An 18916-nucleotide genomic window follows, 5' to 3' on the forward strand; every position below is an offset into this window, starting at 1 on the left:
CCCAACTCCCGGCGCGGGCGCGGGCATCGGAGCGGCATTGTCAGTGGCTGCCGTTACGGTGGCAGGCAGATGAATTCAGGGAGAGGAATTCCGGCAGACGGGTTCCAGCGGACAGATCCCGGCAGAGGGATGCGGGCGGGCAAGGGAGGGCGAGAGCCATGGCGGGTCGCGGGGACGTCGAGGCGCTGCGAGCACCGGGTGCAACGCCAATGAGCTGGGCTGGCTGATGAACGACGCCGATCCGGACCGCCGGGATGACGGGGGAACCGGACCCCTGTGCGGGGATGTTCGGCTGAGGGGTGGGGCGCCTCAGCGGCAGTCCGGTGGCGCGAGGGGACGGTGCGGCGGACGAGGGCCGGGAAGCGGCTGTGGGGCCGGAGGCCGTCGCCTACCCTGGCGGGCGCAACCCACCGTGATGCTGCGGGCGGGCCGCGCTCCCCGCGTGGAGTGGAAGCGACGATCCCTGGGAGAGCAACGTGGCGGAACTGGTAGCCGTTCCGGTTGACGGTGAGGGCAACGGGGAGGTGGTGGTCTTCGAGACCGACGCCGAACCGGCCGAGACCGAACGGGAGGACTTCGCCGGCCAGGAAGGGGACATCGCCCGCGCCAAAGTGACCCTGGAGGAGGCACTCGCGCACGTCCGTCCGGCGCTGGCCAAGGTCGCGCAGACCGTACGGGAGTTGGATCCGGACGACACGCAGATCACCTTCGGGCTCAAGGTGGGCGGTAGCGGCACGGTGATCGTCGCCAAGGGCACCACGGAGGTGAACTTCGCCGTGACCCTGCGCTGGGGGAAGTCGCCCGGCCCCGATGCCTGAGCGCCCGCCGCCCCGGGCAGGCGGTCGCGGCCGTACGGCCACCAGCGCACGCGGCCAACGCGGCGGAACGGGCTGGTCGAGGCGGGGCGCACCGGGCGGCTGCTGTCCCGGCCTCTCCGTAAACGGCACGTGTGGCTGTGGCCGTGCCTGCCGGCGTTCAGGGGCCCGCTGACCGCCCCCGGGACGGCGTGTTGCTACTGGCGTGGCCGGGGCGGGAGGCGCGGCGGAGGCGCGCGGCCAGGCCGCCGCCCAGGAAGGAGAGACCGAGCAGTGCCCCGGCGGTCCGCTCGCCGGCCTTCTTCACCGCCAGCGGTACGTCGCGCGGGTTGCGCTTGTACGCTTCCCGGGCGCAGTGGCGGACATAGGCCGTCGGCACCCGGCGCAGCGGGCTCTGCCGGCGGCGTGCCAATTCCGGGTCGGCACTGCGCAGATCGGTCCGTTCGGCGAAGGCCGACCGGCCGTATTCCACGGCCATCCGCCACACCTTGCGCCAACCGGGAATTCCGGGCTCGTCCGGGCTCCCCGCGTAATCGAGCAACCTCAACACGGCAGCGGCGGTCTGCGTGATATTGGTCTTCCCCTCCGGTGTCCCGGCGTGCTGCGAGATCAATTCGCCATCACTTTGCCGCAGTTCCCGGAGATGCTGCTCCATCCACGTCCGGGCGTCTTCCGGGGTCCGCCGCCCTCCAGCGGCCTCGTCCGGGGGAGCCTCGGAAGTCAGGATGGCCCAATGCAGCTCCTTCTCCGCCTGCTTGCGTTCTTCCTTGCTCAGGCCGCCGAGCAGGCAGAGCAGATGGTGGGCGGCGTCCAGACGTCCCCAGGTGAAATCGGACTTCCGTCAGGAAGGGTTGGCGAAGGCGCCGAAGTGGGAAAGGCGTGTCCCGTACAGCTTCCGGTCGCCGAAATCATCCAGATGGTCCTCATGGAACAGCGGGCTCATGGTGTCCGGGCCGAGTCGCAGGAAGGCGAACTTCGGGGTGAGCGGTTCCACCAGTTTCGATGGTGGTGCATAGACCCGGGTGAGGACTTCCACGGTCAGACCGGCCGTTACGACTTCCTCGCTGCTCCAGCCGTTGTGGAGACCCGCCGACGACATCGCACGCACATAGCTTTCGCTTGCCGTTACGACGATCCCGCGCAGGCGTTCCGGTACGCCGAGCCGGGTGAAGACCTCGTCGTAGAGGTGGGCGGCGCCCTCCTCCGCGAGATCGTTCGGATCGGCGGCCGACCGTATCCCGGAATCCAACGCGTCCCCGAGAGCCATCACTTCGCGCAGGCATTCACTGATGTGCTGCCCGCCCTCGGACAGCGCTGTCCGCTCGGCTTCGCCGTTCTCCCGGTCGAGAAAATCGAGAAGGTGGCCGATGAGGCATTGGATGACGCGTTCCGCGGCGATGATTCCCCAGTTCCACGGCTGATCCGCATGGAATTCCAACGGCTGGTCGTAGCGCGGGATCCAGCTCGGATGCGTCCACTGATCGTCGTCGCCCCGGCACGCGCCGAGAATGGCCTCGAGCCGCGCACTGTCCAGTTCCGGCGCCGCGATCAGGGCACTGATATCGCTGCTCTCGCTGACCCGTCTGCGCAGATCGTAGAGGAGCGCGGCGGCCCGGCTGTGGCGGTACTCGTTGTTGAGATTCCGGGCCACGTTCCGGAGGTGTTGGTAGACATTTCCTTCGCCGTGGTTCCGCGGGTCGCTCAACCGCTGGAAGAGGTCGAGCTGTTGATCCCGGATGCTCGATCCGAGGCGCGCGGCGAGGTCTTCTGTTCCGGAGCGGAGATTCACCTCCTGCGGATAGCGGATCGCGTTCATCGCCGCGACGTACCACCCGACCTCTCCGCACAGGTTCTGCTTGGTGTTCTCCTGGGCCAGTCGTCCGACGGACGGGACGACGTACACCACGACCCGCTTCATGGGGCCGTCGAGCTTCCGACGGGTGATTTCCGCGAGCACCGGTCCGAACGGTGCGTTGTTGAGGACGCCGCCGTCCATCACACAGCTCGCCGGGAAGTCGAGATCCGGGTCCGGCATGACCCGGCGGTCCAGCATGGGATACTCCGAAACCGGCTGGAAAGCCACCGGGAAACCGGCGGTGGCCCGGGCGGCCTGGATCAGCGCCGGGAGGTCGTCATTCGTGAAATGCGACACCGGCCGCTTCTTGAATCCCCAGTTGCGCAGATCGTCGGTCTCGTAGGTGACGTGGACGTCCTCCTGCTGGAAGCGGTAGAGCCGCCGGTGATCGCGGATCTGGAATTCCGTGTCGAAGCCGTCCCGGTAGGTCTGATTGCGCCCGTCCAGCGCCGTCGCGGTGACGAAAAGCGTGACCGGATGGGGGCTGCTGCCAGGGCTGCCCCGCATACCTCGCACCGCCTTGTCCACCTCCGCGGTGAAGGTGTCGCCGTTCAGCACACTCTTCTCCGACGGCGGATTCAGCAGCCGGTTCAATGAAGCGGCATGGGTCCACAGGTCGCTGAGCGCGGGGAGTCTGGCACCGCGGGGCATCGCCGTGGCCAGGATCAGGCCGTTGATGCCGCCCGCGGAGGTGCCCGAGACGATATCGATCACAACTTTCGTCCCTGCTTTGCGGGTCAGCCGCTGCCAGATACGGAAGGTCTCCCGGTCCCGTTCGTCGATATCGTCTTCGTCGATATCGTCGGCGGTATCGCCCTCGCCGCAGGTCGCGTCCCCGCCGCAGGACCGGCGCGGGACCCGGCTCCGTGCCGTCAGCCGGTCAGCTGCGGTAGCACCTTGGTGCGGTAGAAGTCGAAGAAGCCCCGCTGGTCCGGGCCGATTTGGTTGATGTACACGGTGTCGAAACCGGCCTCCGTGTAGGCGTTGATCGCCTTGAGGTGGGTGTCGGGGTCGTCTCCGCAGGGGACGTTCTCGGCGACGCGTTCCGGCGTGACCAGCGTGGACGCCTGCTCGAAGTGGCGCGGGGTGGGCAGGATCTGCGGCAGTTCGCCAGGCAGTTGCTCGTTGGCCCACAGCCGGTGGGCGGTGCGTACCGCCTCCTCGCGGTCGGCGGACCAGCACACCTTCAGCCCGCCCATGGCCGGTTTCGTCCCGCGGCTGCTGCGCCGGAAACGCTCCACTGCCTCGGCGTCCGGAGCCATGGTGACGAAGCCGTCGCCGATCCGTCCGGCCAGTTCGGTCGCGGCCGGGCCGAAACCCGAGACGTCGATGGGGATCGGCTTCGCGGGGACGGTGTAGAGCCGGGCGTTCTCGACGGTGTAGTGCTTGCCGTGGTGGCTGACTTCCCGGCCGGTGAAGAGCTGCCGCATGATCTGGACGGCCTCTTCCAGCATTTCCAGGCGGACCGCCGCCTGGGGCCAGCGGTCGCCGAGGATGTGCTCGTTGAGCGCCTCGCCGCTGCCCACCCCGAGGCGGAAGCGGCCGCCGGTCTGGACCGCCGCGGTGGCGGCCGCCTGGGCGGTGACCGCCGGGTGCAGCCGCACCGTGGGGCAGGTCACGGCGGTCTCCACGGGCAGCGAGGTGGCCTCGGAGAGCGCCCCGATCACCGACCAGACGAACGGGCTCTGGCCCTGCTCGTCGTTCCACGGGTGGAAATGGTCGGAGATCCACAGCGAGGTGAATCCGGCCTGTTCGGCCATCCTGGCCTGCTCGACGAGAGCGGCCGGTCCGTGCTCTTCGCAGGAGAGGAAGTAGCCGTAGTCGGGCATGGGGCGTCCTCCACGAGGGGCGGCTGCGGGCCTTCGGGCTTCGGGCTCGGGCGCGGCCTGCTTCGGGTCGGTGTGCTGCCGGGGAAGGCGGGGGGCGTGGGCCGAGCGGTGAGCGGGGTGAGTGACGGGGTGTGAGGGGGAGTGAATGCGCGAGTGGAGGGGATGTGCCCGGCCTCTTCGACTTCGACCGTACGAACGTTCGCGGACGTCCGCACGCGGGGGGCCAGGCGCCCACGCGCAGAGCAACACACCGTCCCGTAGCGGTCACGCATGCCTGGCACCTTCCCCGGGACCGGCCAGGCACACGGGGCCCGTGCCCGGCCCACCGGCCCGATTGCCGGGAGGGCCGCCCGGGACCAGAGTGGAGGGAGGACGGGAGGCGTTGGCGCTTTCTCACGGAGGCGACCGCCATGACTGAGGCACTGTCCCGCCGGGAACGCTTTCTCCTGGCACAGATCGAGCAGGAATTGCGTGCGGACGACGCGGAGCTGGACCGTCGTCTGACGACCATGCGATGGGACGTCCCGCCGCCACCACCACCGCCCGCGCCCCAGACCCCACCGTGGCGTGACGGCTGCTTGGCCGTGCGCGTATGCGGAGCCGTGACCCGCGGAGTGCTGATCCCGGCCGCCAGGGCCACCGCTACGGCCCTGGTCTCGGCGTGCGCGTCGGTATCGGGACTGGCCCTCGCCTGCCTGGCCCGGCTGCTGTGCCGGCGGTCGCGGTCACGGTCGCGGTCACGGCCGCACAGCCCGGACGACCGGGAAGCGGCGAGCTGACGGCCGGACCGGGAAGCGGCGAACGCGCACACACCGACGCGCGCCGGTGAACGGCCGGCGGAAAGGGACGTCACGTCATGGGAATTCTTCCGACCCCGCCTTCGATCGAGGGACTGACCGCGGTCGTCACCGGCGGTTCGCGCGGGCTCGGCCTGCTGATGGCCCGCGAACTGATGGCCCGCGGCTGCCATGTCGTCCTGCTCGCCCGGGACGACGCCGAACTCCACCGGGCCATCGGCCGGCTCACCCCCTGCAGCACCGGATCGGTCCGCAGCGCCGTCTGCGACGTGCGGGACAAGGACGCGGTCCAGCGGTGCCTGGACGAGGCGGTGGCCGAACGCGGCCGCCTGGACATCGTCATCGCCAACGCCGGGATCATCCAGGTGGGACCGGCGGACGCACTCGGCACCGAGGGTTTCCACGACGCCATCGACGCCATCTTCAACGGCACGCTCAATACCGCGTTCGCCGCGCTGCCGCATCTGCGGCGCAGCCCGGCGGGAGGCAGGCTGGCGCTGGTCGGCTCGGTCGGCGGCCTGTTGGCGGTGCCGCACCTCCTGCCGTACTCCTGCGCCAAGGCCGCGGTCGCCGCGCTGGCCGAAGGGCTGCACGCCGAGGAGTCCCCGCACGGTGTGTCGGTGACCGGTGTGCACCCCGGGCTGATGCGGACCGGATCGCATCTGCACGCGCGGTTCGGCGGCGACCGGCGCCGCGAGTACGCGTGGTTCCAGGCACTGGCCGGGGCGCCCGTACTGTCCATGGACGCCGAACGCGCCGCGCACCGCATCGTGACCGCGGTCCAGCGGCGGCGCGCCCGGATCGTCCTGACCCCGGCCGCCAAGCTCGGCGCGCTGGCGCACGGGGTGGCGCCGGCCACCACCACCCGGCTCACCACGGCCGTGGGCCGCCTGCTGCCGAGCGGCGGCGGGTCGGGCACGTCCGAGGGGGCGGAGATCCAGGGCCAGGACCAGTCACCCGCACCGCGCTTCCGGGGTGTGCTGGGAGTCTTCAACGAGCGGGCCGCCGACCGCTTCAACCAGCGCGGACGCCCCGACGGCATGCTGCCGTAGCGTCCGCGCAACCGTAGCGTCCGCTCAGCAGTCACGCGCAGTCGGGGCGTATTCCCGGCGTATTCCCATCGGTGGGCCGTATTCCCGGCGTATTCCATCGGTGGGCCGGTGTTCGGAATCTGTCCTTCGGTGGATGGATCGGTGTCTGTTCGGTGGGTCGGTGCCGGAGGTCAATCCCCCGCCGGCTTCCGACCGCCGCCGGGCTGATGCGGCCGGAGCTTCTCCATCGCCTGGCGGGCCTTCCGGCGCGCCAGTTCGGCGAACTTCAGCGAGCCGTGCTCGCGGCCGCGGGTGCCGTGACCGTGGCCGTCGTCGTCCGCGCCGCGGTCGGCGTACGGAGGTACCAGCGGGCCGGTCATGGGCGGCGGGTTGCTCACCTTGGGAGGTTCGTCCGGAGTTTCGGAACCAGGCATCACAGCCTCCTTCCCTTCCTCCATTTTCCGCTCCCCCGTTTCCTCCACTCCACTCCACCCGATCCGGCGGTCGGCGGCGAATCGGGCGGACGGCGGGTGCCGGGACGGCGGCGGACGATCGGCGTTCTCCGAGGTCAGCGCCCGATGCCATGCGATCCCCGGCCGCCGAACCTATCGTTGAGGGGATGGCCCCGGAGGGCCGGGCGGGACGTCCGCGGCCGCCCGCTGAGCGCGCGCGGCCTTGTCCGTTCCCTGGCATCGCGCGGCCCCGCGCGCCGCCCCACCAGCCCCCACGTGTGGCACCCGCGATACCCGGCAAAGCGGTGCATGGCAGGAACCGGCGCGCACCACCACGCAGACCGCCGAACCCGACGCAGACAGGCGAACCGAAGGGGAGATCACCGTGCGGGCACTGACCTGGCAGGGCAAGCGGGACGTCCGCGTCAGCACCGTCCCCGACCCCACGATCAAGGAGCCGACCGACGTCCTGGTCAAAGTCACCTCCACCGGCATCTGCGGCTCCGATCTGCACCTGTACGAGGTGCTGGCGCCGTTCATGGAACCCGGCGACATCCTGGGCCACGAGCCGATGGGCATCGTCGAGGAAGCCGGCCCCGAGGTCACCGCGCTGTCGGCCGGGGACCGGGTGGTGGTGCCGTTCAACGTCTCCTGCGGCTCGTGCTGGATGTGCGACCGCGGACTGCACTCCCAGTGCGAGACCACCCAGGTCAAGGAGTACGGCTCGGGCGGCGCGCTGTTCGGCTACACCAAGCTCTACGGGCAGGTACCCGGCGGCCAGGCGGAGTACCTGCGCGTCCCGTTCGGCAACACACTGCCGGTCAAGGTGCCGCACGGGCCCCCGGACGAGCGGTTCGTCTACCTCTCCGACGTGCTGCCCACCGCCTGGCAGGCGGTCGAGTACGCCAAGGTCCCCGAACACCGCAACGTCGTCGTCCTCGGGCTCGGCCCCATCGGCGACATGGCCGCCCGGATCGCCCTGCACCGCGGCGCCGAGCAGGTCATCGGCGTGGACCTGGTGCCGGAGCGCCTGGCCCGCGCCCAGGCACGCGGGGTGCACACCCTGGACCTGACGGCGTACGGGGACGGGCTGGGCGACGAGATCCGCCGGCTGACCGGCGGGCGCGGGGCCGACGCGGTGATCGAGGCGGTGGGGATGGAGGCGCACGGCGCGCCCCTCATCCGGGCCGCCCAGCAGGCCGTCGGCATGCTGCCGGACGCGATCGCCGAGAAGCTGATGACCCGGATCGGGATGGACCGCATGGCGGCCCTCCAGACCGCGATCGACGTGGTGCGCCGGGGCGGCACGATCTCCATCGTCGGCGTCTACGGCGGGGCGATGGACCCGATGCCGCTGCTGACCCTGTTCGACAAGCAGATCGAGCTGCGGATGGGCCAGGCCAACGTCCGGCGCTGGGTGGACGACATCCTCCCGCTGCTCACCGACGAGGACCCGCTCGGCGTCGAGGGCTTCGCCACCCACCAACTCCCGCTGGAGGACGGGCCGGACGCGTACCGGACGTTCCAGGCGAAGGAGGACGGCATGATCAAGACGCTGCTGCGGCCGTGACACCGGCCGGGCGGGCGGCTGCCAGTCAACTCTGACCGCCGCGGCCGTCGTCCGCCGCGGTCGTCGAGGAGGTAGTGGTGGAATTCGACGTGACTGTGGAGATCCCCCAGGGGTCGCGCAACAAGTACGAGATGGACCACACGCTGGAGCGGATCCGGCTCGACCGCTTGCTGTTCACCTCCACCAAGTACCCGGCCGACTACGGCTACATCGACCACACCCTCGGCCGGGACGGCGATCCGCTGGACGCCTTGGTGCTGGTCGGCGAGCCGACCTTCCCCGGGTGCGTGATCCTGTGCCGGGCGGTCGGGATGTTCGTGATGCGGGACGAGAAGGGCCCGGACGAGAAGATCCTGTGCGTGCCCGCGCACGATCCGCGCTACGGCGGGGTCCAGGACATCGGCGACGTACCGGAATTCGACCGCCTGGAGATCACCCACTTCTTCGAGGTCTACAAGGACCTGGAACCAGGCAAGTCGGTGGAGGGGTCGCACTGGGAAGGCCGCGACCAGGCATACGCGGAGATCGAGGAGGCACGGCGGCGGGCCGCCCAGGCACCGGCCCCCGGTGCGTCGGCGTGACCAGGGCGCCCGCGCGGTGAACCGGCCCGGTCAGCCGCGCGGCGTCGGCAGCACCTCGAAGCCGGCCAGGCGCTCCGGCGCCTCGTCGCGGACGTCCACGGTGTCCACCCGCGCGGCCGGCGGACCCTGGCGCGCCCAGTCGACCATCCCGGCCACCGCCGGCTCCGCGCCTTCGAAGACCGCCTCGACCTGACCGCCGGGCAGGTTGCGCACCCAGCCCGCGACACCGCGCGCCAGGGCCTGCTGACGGCAGGTGTCGCGGAAGAAGACTCCCTGCACCCGCCCGGTCACGATGATGTGCTTCCGCAGCATGGCACAGGACTGTAGAGGAACGACCGCTCCCAGGCACCCCGAGGCATGCTCAGGCACCCCGAGGCACTCCCGGACAAGCCGAGTCCGAGGGATCTCCAGGCACCGCCATCCGCTATTCCGGAGGAAGCCGGTGCGGCTCCAGGCCGTATTCCGGGGAGGCGCCCAGCCGCGCGCGCAGCTTCGCCACCCACGGGTACTTCTCCCGCTGCTCCCGTGAGTGGCGGTTCAGTTCCTCCACCAGCCGTTCCGAACGCTTGGCGACGTCCAACTCGTCCAGGATCCGGTCGATCTCGGCCAGCAGCGCACCGTGCAACTGCCACTGGCGCGGATGCCGGCGCACCCCGTCCAGCAGCAGATGCGCCACCACCTCGCGGCTGGCGCGGCTCGCGGCCAGCTCCCGGACGAGCCGGTCCTCCGCCTCCTCCGCACTGGCGCTGACCTGGGTGGTGATGAGCACCCCGAAGCTCTCCACGGCGCGTGCCATATGGCAGAACAGCTCCCGCAGCGCGTGGGCGATGTCGCCACGGAACAGCGGTTCGCCGGTCCGGGCCTTGGCGAGATCGGTCAGCGTCCGGCACGCGGTGCGCAGCACCACCGCGGAGATCTCCAGCGTGTCCAGCCCGGTGCGCAGCACCACCCGCGACAGCAGGCCCTCCTTGACGCGCGGGTTCATCCGCAGACTGTCCTCGGCCTGCCGCAGCGCCTCGTCCACCTGCACCACGTCGTGGTCCAGCCGCCGCGCCTCGTGCAGCCGGTCCGCCGCGTCGGCCACCGCGACATGACCGAGCACCTGGTCGCCGAGGCGCAGCAGCAGGTCCCGCATCCGCCCGGCCAGTCCCTCGATCGCCTCACTGGCCGGCTGCACCCACACCGGCGGTACGAACAGCACGTTGAACAGCATCCCGACGACCGCGCCGATCAGCGTCTCCAGCACCCGGTCCCAGGCGGTCGCGGCCACCCGGGTCGTGGTCACGCCCAGCACCAGCATCGCGCTGATCGCCACCTCCGGAACGAACTCCCCGGCCTTGACGAACCGGCCGATCACCAGCGACGCCAGGATGATCAGCCCCAGGCTCCACCAGGTCAGTCCCACCAGCGAGCTGAAGCCGATGGCGATGAGCACCCCGACCACCACCGAATTCACCCGGCGCATGCTGGTGGTGAGCGTGGTGTAGAGGGTGACCTGGACGACGAGCAGCGCGGTCAGCGGCGCGGTCAGCGGGGCCGGCTCACTGCTCAGCAGCCGGGCGACGACGTACGAGATCACGGCGGCGACCGTCGACCGCAGGGTCTGGGCCACCACGGGCTCGCGGTGCCGCCGGACGAGGTCCAGCAGGGGATCGGTTACCTCACGCACTCCTCGTCCCTTTCCCGCCATTCGCACCCGGAACAACGTCCGCCACACCGATATCCGAAATATCCGCCCGCCCTGCCGCGACGCGCCCTACCCGGCCCGCGCCCCTCAGCTTCCCTCCCCTCCCGCTGACTTCCGTAAAGTTCCCTATCCAGCCGCTCGATAGGGAAGGTTAAGGTAATCTCATGACCGATCGAGAACGTTTCTATTCCGTGGAGCAGGTGGCCGAGCGGCTGGGACTGCACGTCCGGACGGTGCGCAACTACGTACGGGACGGCCGGCTGCCCGCGGTCCGCATCGGCAAGCAGTACCGCATCGCGCGGGAGGATCTGGAGTCCTTCACCGGCCGCCCGATGGACGTCCCCGAGAGCGGTACGGCGGGACGGGCGCGGTATGCCGAGGCGTCCAGCATCGTGGAGATCGAGGACGTCGACGCCAGGACGGCCGACCGGCTCTCCACCCTGCTCACGGCGGCGGCCGCCGGTCGCGGCAGCGGCGAACGGCCGCTGCGGATCCAGACGGTCTACGACCCGGACCGGGCGCGGATGAAGGTGATCGTTCTCGGCGGTCTGGCCGACACGGCCAGGCTCTTCGACTACGTGGAGGGGGTGCTCGCCTCGTGAGCACGAACGCAGGGGCAGGCAACGGGGCAGACACCGGCACCGGGACCGGCACAGGCACGGCTCCGGCCCCGCCCGCCGGCGCGTCCCGGATCTACACCACGGCGGCCGGAGCCGAAGCGATCCTGCGGCGCTACCGCCAGGCACTGGCGGACTGGCCGGTGCCCGCCGAGCACGTCCGGGTGCCGACCAGGGAGGGGGAGACCTTCGTCGTCGTCTCCGGTCCGCCGGACGCACCGCCGCTGGTGCTGCTGCACGGCTCGGGCGCCAACGCCACCATGTGGCAGGGCGATATCGCCGCCTGGTCGCGGCACTTCCGCACCTACGCCGTCGACCTCGTCGGCGAACCGGGCCACAGCGCCCCGTCCCGCCCGGCCCTGGCCTCCGAAGCCCCGGCGCAGTGGCTGGACGACGTACTGGCGGGCCTCGGTCTCACCCGGACCGCGCTGGTCGGCACCTCGTTCGGCGGCTGGCTGGCGCTGGACTACGCGCTGCGCCGACCGGAGCGGGTGACCCGGCTGGCGCTGCTCTGCCCGGGCGGTGTGGGCCGGCAGAAGACGGGCTGGCTGGTCAAGGCGCTGCTGCTGCGCGCCCTCGGGCGGCGCGGGGTGCGCCGGTCGGCGCGGATGGTCGCGGGCCTCGAAGGGGCGGAGCTGGAGCCCGTCCTCGACACGGTCGTGCTGACCTTCACCCACTTCAAGCCGCGTACGGAACGGCTGCCGGTGTTCCCGGACGAGGAGCTGCGCCGGCTGGCCGCGCCGCTGCTCGTGATCGTCGGGGGCCGCGACGTGCTCTTCGACTCCGCGGAGACGGCCCGGCGGGTGCGGGAGTGCGTGCCCGGGGCGACCGTGCGGGTGCTGCCGGAGGCCGGGCACTCGCTCTTCGGGCAGACCACGCCGGTGCTCGCGTTCCTGCGCGGCTGACACGGGGAAGGCGGGGCGGGGGAGTGGGGGCCGCGCAGGCGCCACCGGGGCCGCGCCCCCAGTCAGCTGCTCTCACCCGTCGCCGCCGGTGCAGGAGGACCCCATGCCGCAGTCCGAGGAGTGGGACATCGTCACCGGAGTCGGACTGACCGCGACCAGTACCTCATGGAGGCGGCGCTCGGCGGGACCGGCCAGGTGGTGGTCGCCGCCGGGCTGGACGTCCGCGCGTTCCGCCTGGAGTGGCCGCCGGGCGTCGACCTGTTCGAGATCGACCGGGCGACGGTGCTGGAATTCAAGGACGCGGTACTCGACCGGCTCGGCGCCCGCCCACGGTGCGGCGCGCACCGCCGTCCACAGCCGCTTCCTGACCGCCCAGCGGTAGCCCGGAGTTCGGGCGGATTCCCGTAAGCCCCTGGCCAACGGACTAAGGTACGCAGGGGAGTTGCGGAAGTGCGCGACGGGAACGGAAGGGATGGGCTGGATATGGCGGTGCCGGAGGACTGGATGGGCGCCCGGCCTCAGCAGCCGGTCGAACTGCACACGGACCGGCCGCACGCCGCCCGGGTCTACGACGTACTGCTCGGCGGCAAGACCAACTACCCCGCGGACCGCGAGGCGGCCCGGCAGACCCTCGCCGCGCTGCCCAACGCGGCGATGATCGCCCGTCAGAACCGCGCCTTCATGCAGCGCGTCGCCCGCCACCTCGCGGCCGAGGCCGGTATCCGGCAGTTCCTCGACATCGGCACCGGCATCCCGACCTCCCCCAACCTCCACGAGATCGTCCAGGCCATCGCGCCGGAGTCCCGGATCGTCTACGCCGACAACGACCCGATCGTGCTGGCCCACTCCCGCGCCCTGCACACCAGTCACCCCGCGGGCCGGACCGCCTACATCCAGGCCGACCTCTGCCACCCCGGGGAGATACTGCGCGACCGAACCCTGTGCCGGACCCTCGACTTCTCCCAGCCCGTGGCGCTGACCCTGATCGCCGTACTGCACTGGCTCCCGGCCGAATACGATCCGTACGCCATCGTGCGGGAACTCCTCGACGCCTTCGCGCCCGGCAGCTATCTCGCTCTGACCTACGTCACCGCCGACTTCGAACCGGCCGCGCTGCGCGAGGTGTCGGACACCTTCGAGGCCAAGGGCTCCCATGTGAACGCGCGCACCAAGCAGGAAGTGCTGCGCTTCTTCGACGGCCTGGAGCTGGCCGACCCCGGCCTGACCGTCGTCCACCGCTGGCGCCCGGACCCGGTGGACGTGGGCGCCGACGCCCTGTCCGACGAGGACATCCCGCTCTACGCGGGACTTGCCCGGAAGTCCTGACGAGGAGTCAGGGTAAGTAAGTAACTGGGCGGCGCTGTACGTCAGTTGGCGGCCGGCAGCGCCGCCCAGACCGCCTTGCCGGCGGCGGTGGGGGTGGTCCAGCCCCAGGACGCGCTGAGGCAGTCGATGATGTGCAGCCCCCGCCCGCTCTGCGCGAAGTGATCCGGCTCCCGCAGTACCGGGACGTCGCTGCTGTGGTCGCAGACCGTGCACAGGACGAGGTCCCGGCAGCGCAGCAGGCCCAGCCACAGCGGATGCGCGGCACCGCCCCGGGGCTGGGCGGCGGGCTTGGCGAGGCCGTAGCGCAGCGCGTTGGACAGCAGCTCCGTGACGACCAGGACGGCGTTGTCGACCAGCGGTCCGAGATTCCAGCCGCTGAGAGTGGTGCCGGTGAACCGGCGGGCCTCCGCGGCCGCCCGCCCGTCCGCGGTCAGCGCGCGGGCGGCCAGGCCGTCCGGGCGGGCCGTGCCGCCGCTGTCGTCGAGCGGAAGGTGCCGGGGTGCCTGCGCGAGCCAGTGGCTGAAGGACTGGGCGGGGAAGGGGACGGCAGCCGGTCCTGCCGGGCGCATGGTCATCACGAACTCCGCGTCGCCTCTCAGACCTTCGTCACGAACGGTGATCCGGCACCACTATCTCCCGGGGATCTGTAGCGCTGCAAGTGCATCTGCAATTACATTCGGAGCGAACGTAATTGCATCGGTAAGTGCAGCGGTACGTGCGCCAGCGCGTACGGCGGCTTCCGGTGCCCATGGGAAACGTGTGCGGAGAGCAGAGGAGTTGGCGGTATGCAGCAGTTCGACAACGGTGTGGCCGCGGACCTCATCGAGGGGGCGGAGTGGAGGAAGAGCCGGCGCAGCGCGCCCGGCGGCGACTGCGTCGAGGTCGCCAAGCTGGCCGACGGCGGCTTCGCCGTCCGCAACTCCCGTGATCCGCACGGGCCGGCGCTGATCTACACCCGCTCCGAGATGGCCGCGTTCGTCGGCGGCGCCAAGGACGGCGACTTCGACGGCATGCTGGGCTGAGCCCGTCTGGGTCGAGCCTGTATGGGCTGAGCCCGGACGCCATGGGCCCGTCGCGCCGCTGCGGCGGGCCCGTTCGCGGTCCCGGTGACGTTGGCTTGTTTCTGTACCTGACGGCCGGTAAGTGCGACACTGGGGGATCAGCACTGTCGCACACGGGAGTTGGGATGACCGCCATGATGCGGCCGGAAGGCGAACGGCCGATAACGCGCTACCTCAGGGAATCGCAGGTCGGGCCGACCGCCGCGCGTATCGTGCTGGGAGCCCAGCTCCGGAAGCTGCGCACCGCGGCCGGCATCACCCGCGAGGACGCGGGCAAGGCCATCCGGGGCTCGCACGCCAAGATCACCCGGCTGGAAAGAGGCCAGGTCGGCTTCAAGAGACAGGACCTCGCCGATCTGCTGACCCTCTACAAGATCCTGGACCCCGACCGCCGCGCCGAATACGTCGAGCTGGCCGACCAGGCCAACTCCCCGGGCTGGTGGCACGAGTACAGCGACGTCCTGGAGGACTGGTTCGAGCTCCACCTCGGACTGGAGGAAGCCGCCGCGCTGATCCGCACGTACCAGGTGCAGTTCCTGCCCGGCCTGCTCCAGACCGAGGAGTACGCCTACGCCGTCACCCGCATCGGCTACCCCAACGCCCCCGAGGCCAGGATCGACCGCCTCGTCCAGCTGCGGATGGACCGCCAGAAGCTGCTGACCAGGCCGGAGGCGCCGCGGCTGTGGGCGGTGGTGGACGAGGCCGTGCTGCGGCGCCCGTTCGGCGGCACCGAGGTGATGGCCGCCCAGCTGCGCCACCTCCTCAAAGCCATCGAGATGCCCAACGTCACCCTCCAGATCGCACCGTTCAGCGTGGGCGCCAACGCGGCGGCCGGGGCACCGTTCAGCATCCTGCGCTTCGCCGAACCGGAACTCCCCGACAAGGTCTATCTGGAGCAGCTGACCAGCGCGCTGTATCTGGACAAGCAGGAGGCCGTCGACCAGTACACCGCGGTGATGGACCGGCTGTGCACCGAGGCCGACACCCCGCAGCAGACCGGCGCCTTCCTCACCTCGCTGCTGGACCAGCTCGGCTGACCCGGACCCGGTCCGGGTGCCGAAGATCATCGGGTGCAGAATGACCCGTATGCCGATAATGAACACGCCCGAGACGGCGATGCTCGACGACGCCCCCATGGTCAGCCGCACCCTGGCCCGCGCCTTCGTCGACGACCCGATGATGCGCTGGTTCTTCCCCGACGACGCCTCCCGCGAGGCGGCGCTCGGCCGCTACTACACCACCCTCTTCACCCGGCAGTACGCCCACCACGGCGTCTGCGAACGGACCGGCGCGGCGGCCGCGTTCTGGGTGCCGCCGGAGGCGCAGGCCAAGGCCGTGCCCGACGAGGAGACCATCAAGGAACTCCTGGACATCCTCGGTGACCGGGCCGGGGCGTTCCAGGGCGCCGTCGAGGCCGCCGCGCAGCACACGCCCCAGGAACCGCACTGGTACCTCGCCGTGATCGGCGCCGACCCGGCCGCCCAGGGCCAGGGGCAGGGGGCCGCCCTGCTGCGCTCGGGCCTGGCCAAGGCCGACGCGGCCGGGCAGCCCGCCTACCTGGAGTCCTCCAAGCCGGAAAACCTCCCCGTCTACGAGCACTTCGGCTTCACCGTGCGCGGCGAGGTGCGGCTGCCGGACGGTGGCCCGGTGCTGTGGTCGATGTGGCGCGAGCCGCGCCGACCGGCCGCCGACGGGGTGTAGCGGCGGCGACGCGGGATCGTGACTGACGGGGGCGGGTCTGCCCGGAAGCGGGCCGGCGGGCGCGCCCCTCGCGGCGCGTCCGCCCTCGGGAACGCCCCACCGGAGGCACTCGCCCCGGGAACACCCGCCCGGGAACGCCCCCTTCGGGAATGCGTGGCCAACCCCCGGCGTTTTCACCAGACATGACCATTGGAGTTGCCCTCAACCCGACCGACCCCGCCAACCAGATCGACGCCAGCGTGCGCCTCGCCAAGGAGGCCGCGGCCGCGGGCCTGTGCTCGGCGTGGTTCGGGCAGACCTTCGGCGCGGACTCGCCGCTGCTCGCCGCGGTCGTCGGCCGGGAGGTGCCGGAGCTGCACGTCGGCACGTCCGCCGTCCCCGTCTTCGGACGCCATCCCCTGGTCCTGTCCAGCCAGGCCCAGACCGCCCAGGCGGCCACCCACGGCCGCTACCACCTCGGGCTCGCCCTCGGCACCAAGCTCCTGACCGAGGCGGGCTTCGGCATCCCGTACACCCGGCCCGTCGCCCGGCTGCGGGAATTCCTCACCGCCCTGCGCCAGTTGACCGAGACCGGCAGCGCCGACTTCCACGGCGAGCTGCTCACCGCCACCACCCCGCTCCCGGCCCGGGTGCCCGGCGCGGAGGCCGGCGTCCCGCTGCTCGTCGCCGCCATGGGACCCAAGGCACTGCGGGTCAGCGGCGAGCTGGCGGACGGCATCCTGCCCTACATCGCCGGACCGCGCGCCCTGGCCGACCACATCGTCCCGGCGGTCACCGCCGCCGCCGAGGCCGCCGGCCGGCCGGCCCCCCGGATCGTCGCGCTCGTCAACGGCATCGTCACCGACGACGCCGACGCGGTGCGCGCGAGGCTCACCGACCACCTGGCGTTCTACGAGCAGATACCCTCCTACGCCCGGGTGATCGAGCTGTCCGGAGGCCGCCGGGCCGCCGATGTGGCGGTGGTCGGCGACGAGAAGGCGGTCGCCGAGGAGATCCGCCGCTACCGCGACGCGGGCGCCACGGAGGTGGTCTTCTCCGCCACGGAGGTGGCCGGCGAGGCCGCCCGCCGCCGCACCTGGCAGCTCCTCGGCGAACTGGCCGGCTGAGCACAGGCACGGCGGCACTGCACGCCAGCAGCACCGCGGGGACGGCGCCCCAGCGCGGCAGCGCCGGCGTCAGGACGACGAAGAAGCCGGCGAACGCGAACGACCCCTGCACCACTCCGCGCGGGAAGTGCGCCGCCGCGGCGCCGCCCTCGGCGCGGTGGTGGACACCGCCATGATCGCCGCGATGGCCTGGAGCGGCGCGAGCAGCCCGGTCAGCCGACCGCCCACCGCACGGCCCCGCCGCCGCTGCACCACCGTCGCGCACAACAAGGTGCCCCTCGATCCGTTGCGGATCCTCCAGGGGGAGGGAGCGTCCCGGCTACGGGCTGACCGGTGCCCGGCCTCCCGGCCCCGGTGCCTGGCCCCACGGCTGTTCCAGGGCGGCGCGGAGGGCGGTGGCGGCCTGCGGACCGATGCGTTCGGCCAGGCACTCCTCGAGCCGGGCGAGGACGGCTTCGGCCTGGCGGTGGGCGCGTTCGCCGTCCGCGGTGCGCCGGATCAGCCGCTGCCGGGCGGAGGCGGGATGCGGGATCTGCTCCAGCAGTCCGGCGGCGACCAGGCCGTGGACCGCCTGGTGCGCGGTCTGCCGGGTCACCCCCATCCGCCGGGCCAGCTCGGAGACGGTGGTCCCGGCGTCGTCCAGCACGGCGAAGAGCTGGACCTGGGTCGGGGTGACCGGCGGGGTTCCGGCGTCGTCCATCGCGGCCAGCAGCGCGTCATCGAACCAGCGGCGGGCGTCGCCCAGCAGCTGCGCCAGGCTGCGGCGGCCGGCGGGCGGGCGTGTGCCGTGGTCGGGGTGTCGGGATTCCAAGGGTCCTCTCCTGGCGGGTGCGGGGTGACTGGACGGGCGGGCCGGCGGGTGAGTGGCGGGCCGGGGCGGGACCGGCCGGGCGGCGCGGTTTCGGGACGGCCGCTTGCCGTGCCACACTCTCCCATGTCAGGCTACCTGACATTAAAGGTCCCCTGTCTGTGCCCGTGTCCTTCCCTGTCCCCGTGAAAGGCGGCGCCCCATGACCATCGAATTCGCCACCCGCTACCGCCGGGCCTCCCGGATCCCCGCCGAACCGGGCCGCCCGTACTTCATCGAGCAGGGTGAAGGCGATCGCGCCCACCTCTTCGCGGACCTGGTCACCGTCTACGCCGGCGGCGAGCAGACCGAGAACGCCTTCAACTTCTTCACCTGCGAGGGCCCCAAGGGCGACATCATCCCGGCCCACCTGCACCGGGACACCTACGAGGTCTTCTACGTCACCCAGGGCGCGGTGCGGCTGTTCGTCGAGGACACCGACGGCAACCAGCAGGAGCGGCTGCTCAGCGCGGGCGACTTCGGCTTCGTACCGAAGAACTGCCCGCACGCCTACCGCATGGAACGCCACTTCACCCGGGTCGTCGGCGTGGCGGCGGGCCCCGGCGGCACCTTCGAGCGGTTCTTCGAGAACATGGGCGCCGCCACCGAGGAGTTCGGCCTTCCGCACCGCCCGGTCGTCCCCACTCCCCAGGCGTTCGCCACCGTTCCGGAACGGTACGACGTGCAGTTCCTGCCCGAACACCACTGGCGCACGCCGGGCGTCGAACGGCCCTGA

General features: G+C 71.5%; 21 protein-coding genes. 13 read left to right on the forward strand and 8 right to left on the reverse strand.

Going from position 1 to position 18916, the window contains the following annotated elements:
* Positions 1 to 476: 476 nt before the first annotated feature.
* On the forward strand, positions 477 to 818 hold the full coding sequence (locus ADL22_RS16520) for a CU044_2847 family protein (protein ID WP_066979350.1): 342 nt from the start codon (positions 477 to 479) through the stop codon (positions 816 to 818).
* Positions 819 to 975: 157 nt separating this feature from the next.
* On the opposite strand, the gene ADL22_RS35390 is transcribed toward ADL22_RS16520, so the two are convergent.
* From ADL22_RS35390 to ADL22_RS16535, 3 genes are all read right to left on the reverse strand, one after another.
* Positions 976 to 1470 (reverse strand): hypothetical protein, encoded by a 495-nt coding sequence (locus ADL22_RS35390; protein WP_159048678.1) that lies wholly within the window; start codon positions 1468 to 1470, stop codon positions 976 to 978.
* 186 nt (positions 1471 to 1656) lie between these two features.
* Positions 1657 to 3546, reverse strand: a complete 1890-nt coding sequence (locus tag ADL22_RS16530; protein WP_267890181.1) for a patatin-like phospholipase family protein — start codon at positions 3544 to 3546, stop codon at positions 1657 to 1659.
* The gene (locus ADL22_RS16535) at positions 3543 to 4499 is read right to left on the reverse strand and encodes a TIGR03557 family F420-dependent LLM class oxidoreductase (RefSeq protein WP_066979354.1); all 957 of its coding nucleotides are present in this window, start codon (positions 4497 to 4499) and stop codon (positions 3543 to 3545) included. The genes ADL22_RS16530 and ADL22_RS16535 overlap by 4 nt, the downstream gene beginning before the upstream one ends.
* An 856-nt stretch (positions 4500 to 5355) precedes the next feature.
* On the opposite strand from ADL22_RS16535, the gene ADL22_RS16540 reads away from it, so the two are divergent.
* On the forward strand, positions 5356 to 6348 hold the full coding sequence (locus ADL22_RS16540; protein WP_066979355.1) for an SDR family NAD(P)-dependent oxidoreductase: 993 nt from the start codon (positions 5356 to 5358) through the stop codon (positions 6346 to 6348).
* A 170-nt stretch (positions 6349 to 6518) separates the two neighbouring features.
* On the opposite strand, the gene ADL22_RS16545 is transcribed toward ADL22_RS16540, so the two are convergent.
* Positions 6519 to 6761 (reverse strand): hypothetical protein, encoded by a 243-nt coding sequence (locus tag ADL22_RS16545; RefSeq protein ID WP_159048679.1) that lies wholly within the window; start codon positions 6759 to 6761, stop codon positions 6519 to 6521.
* Between the two features lie 403 nt (positions 6762 to 7164).
* On the opposite strand from ADL22_RS16545, the gene ADL22_RS16550 reads away from it, so the two are divergent.
* Together ADL22_RS16550 and ADL22_RS16555 are read left to right on the forward strand one after the other, a co-directional pair.
* A complete protein-coding gene (locus ADL22_RS16550; RefSeq protein ID WP_066979360.1) occupies positions 7165 to 8349 on the forward strand; it encodes a zinc-dependent alcohol dehydrogenase in 1185 nt (394 codons plus the stop codon).
* 77 nt (positions 8350 to 8426) lie between these two features.
* The gene (locus ADL22_RS16555; protein WP_066979363.1) at positions 8427 to 8930 is read left to right on the forward strand and encodes an inorganic diphosphatase; all 504 of its coding nucleotides are present in this window, start codon (positions 8427 to 8429) and stop codon (positions 8928 to 8930) included.
* Positions 8931 to 8960: 30 nt separating this feature from the next.
* On the opposite strand, the gene ADL22_RS16560 is transcribed toward ADL22_RS16555, so the two are convergent.
* On the reverse strand, positions 8961 to 9242 hold the full coding sequence (locus tag ADL22_RS16560; RefSeq protein ID WP_199836312.1) for an acylphosphatase: 282 nt from the start codon (positions 9240 to 9242) through the stop codon (positions 8961 to 8963).
* A 112-nt stretch (positions 9243 to 9354) separates the two neighbouring features.
* Complete coding sequence (locus ADL22_RS16565; RefSeq protein ID WP_107116317.1) at positions 9355 to 10599, reverse strand: FUSC family protein; 1245 nt, start codon at positions 10597 to 10599, stop codon at positions 9355 to 9357.
* A 182-nt stretch (positions 10600 to 10781) separates the two neighbouring features.
* On the opposite strand from ADL22_RS16565, the gene ADL22_RS16570 reads away from it, so the two are divergent.
* From ADL22_RS16570 to ADL22_RS16585, 4 genes are all read left to right on the forward strand, one after another.
* Positions 10782 to 11219, forward strand: coding sequence for a helix-turn-helix domain-containing protein (locus ADL22_RS16570; RefSeq protein WP_066979369.1), 438 nt, complete (start codon positions 10782 to 10784; stop codon positions 11217 to 11219).
* A complete protein-coding gene (locus tag ADL22_RS16575; RefSeq protein WP_079064182.1) occupies positions 11216 to 12139 on the forward strand; it encodes an alpha/beta fold hydrolase in 924 nt (307 codons plus the stop codon). The genes ADL22_RS16570 and ADL22_RS16575 overlap by 4 nt, the downstream gene beginning before the upstream one ends.
* Before the next feature lie 165 nt (positions 12140 to 12304).
* Entirely contained in the window at positions 12305 to 12547 is a 243-nt protein-coding gene (locus ADL22_RS36995) for a class I SAM-dependent methyltransferase (RefSeq protein ID WP_066979372.1), read from the forward strand.
* Positions 12548 to 12622: 75 nt separating this feature from the next.
* Positions 12623 to 13465, forward strand: a complete 843-nt coding sequence (locus tag ADL22_RS16585; protein WP_066979375.1) for an SAM-dependent methyltransferase — start codon at positions 12623 to 12625, stop codon at positions 13463 to 13465.
* 41 nt (positions 13466 to 13506) lie between these two features.
* On the opposite strand, the gene ADL22_RS16590 is transcribed toward ADL22_RS16585, so the two are convergent.
* The gene (locus ADL22_RS16590) at positions 13507 to 14040 is read right to left on the reverse strand and encodes an ATP-binding protein (RefSeq protein WP_066979378.1); all 534 of its coding nucleotides are present in this window, start codon (positions 14038 to 14040) and stop codon (positions 13507 to 13509) included.
* 210 nt (positions 14041 to 14250) lie between these two features.
* Here ADL22_RS16590 and ADL22_RS16595 point away from each other — a divergent pair, with 210 nt between their 5' ends.
* From ADL22_RS16595 to ADL22_RS16610, 4 genes are all read left to right on the forward strand, one after another.
* On the forward strand, positions 14251 to 14487 hold the full coding sequence (locus ADL22_RS16595) for a DUF397 domain-containing protein (RefSeq protein WP_066979384.1): 237 nt from the start codon (positions 14251 to 14253) through the stop codon (positions 14485 to 14487).
* Positions 14488 to 14651: 164 nt separating this feature from the next.
* Positions 14652 to 15563, forward strand: coding sequence for a helix-turn-helix domain-containing protein (locus ADL22_RS16600; protein WP_066979387.1), 912 nt, complete (start codon positions 14652 to 14654; stop codon positions 15561 to 15563).
* Positions 15564 to 15612: 49 nt separating this feature from the next.
* Positions 15613 to 16227: a GNAT family N-acetyltransferase gene (locus ADL22_RS16605; RefSeq protein WP_066979389.1), complete on the forward strand. Its 615-nt coding sequence runs from the start codon at positions 15613 to 15615 to the stop codon at positions 16225 to 16227.
* A gap of 182 nt (positions 16228 to 16409) precedes the next feature.
* The gene (locus ADL22_RS16610) at positions 16410 to 17333 is read left to right on the forward strand and encodes an LLM class F420-dependent oxidoreductase (RefSeq protein WP_066979392.1); all 924 of its coding nucleotides are present in this window, start codon (positions 16410 to 16412) and stop codon (positions 17331 to 17333) included.
* A 319-nt stretch (positions 17334 to 17652) separates the two neighbouring features.
* Here the strand turns inward: ADL22_RS16610 and ADL22_RS16615 are convergent, their stop codons facing one another.
* Positions 17653 to 18144: a MarR family winged helix-turn-helix transcriptional regulator gene (locus ADL22_RS16615; RefSeq protein WP_066979395.1), complete on the reverse strand. Its 492-nt coding sequence runs from the start codon at positions 18142 to 18144 to the stop codon at positions 17653 to 17655.
* A 199-nt stretch (positions 18145 to 18343) separates the two neighbouring features.
* On the opposite strand from ADL22_RS16615, the gene ADL22_RS16620 reads away from it, so the two are divergent.
* Positions 18344 to 18916, forward strand: a complete 573-nt coding sequence (locus tag ADL22_RS16620) for a quercetin 2,3-dioxygenase (protein ID WP_066979398.1) — start codon at positions 18344 to 18346, stop codon at positions 18914 to 18916.

It is taken from the genome of Streptomyces sp. NRRL F-4489 (genome assembly GCF_001509485.1).
In the GTDB taxonomy this organism is placed as follows: Bacteria; Actinomycetota; Actinomycetes; order Streptomycetales; family Streptomycetaceae; genus Streptomyces.

Bases quoted from the DNA above. Each gene is read 5' to 3' on its own strand.
- ADL22_RS35390 (WP_159048678.1), bottom strand. From the start codon at position 1,470: ATGGAGCAGCATCTCCGGGAACTGCGGCAAAGTGATGGCGAATTGATC.
- ADL22_RS16535 (WP_066979354.1), bottom strand. From the start codon at position 4,499: ATGCCCGACTACGGCTACTTCCTCTCCTGCGAAGAGCACGGACCGGCC.
- ADL22_RS16540 (WP_066979355.1), top strand. From the start codon at position 5,356: ATGGGAATTCTTCCGACCCCGCCTTCGATCGAGGGACTGACCGCGGTC.
- ADL22_RS16545 (WP_159048679.1), bottom strand. From the start codon at position 6,761: ATGCCTGGTTCCGAAACTCCGGACGAACCTCCCAAGGTGAGCAACCCG.
- ADL22_RS16560 (WP_199836312.1), bottom strand. From the start codon at position 9,242: ATGCTGCGGAAGCACATCATCGTGACCGGGCGGGTGCAGGGAGTCTTC.
- ADL22_RS16570 (WP_066979369.1), top strand. From the start codon at position 10,782: ATGACCGATCGAGAACGTTTCTATTCCGTGGAGCAGGTGGCCGAGCGG.
- ADL22_RS36995 (WP_066979372.1), top strand. From the start codon at position 12,305: ATGGAGGCGGCGCTCGGCGGGACCGGCCAGGTGGTGGTCGCCGCCGGG.
- ADL22_RS16585 (WP_066979375.1), top strand. From the start codon at position 12,623: ATGGCGGTGCCGGAGGACTGGATGGGCGCCCGGCCTCAGCAGCCGGTC.
- ADL22_RS16590 (WP_066979378.1), bottom strand. From the start codon at position 14,040: ATGACCATGCGCCCGGCAGGACCGGCTGCCGTCCCCTTCCCCGCCCAG.
- ADL22_RS16595 (WP_066979384.1), top strand. From the start codon at position 14,251: ATGCAGCAGTTCGACAACGGTGTGGCCGCGGACCTCATCGAGGGGGCG.
- ADL22_RS16600 (WP_066979387.1), top strand. From the start codon at position 14,652: ATGACCGCCATGATGCGGCCGGAAGGCGAACGGCCGATAACGCGCTAC.
- ADL22_RS16605 (WP_066979389.1), top strand. From the start codon at position 15,613: ATGCCGATAATGAACACGCCCGAGACGGCGATGCTCGACGACGCCCCC.
- ADL22_RS16610 (WP_066979392.1), top strand. From the start codon at position 16,410: ATGACCATTGGAGTTGCCCTCAACCCGACCGACCCCGCCAACCAGATC.
- ADL22_RS16620 (WP_066979398.1), top strand. From the start codon at position 18,344: ATGACCATCGAATTCGCCACCCGCTACCGCCGGGCCTCCCGGATCCCC.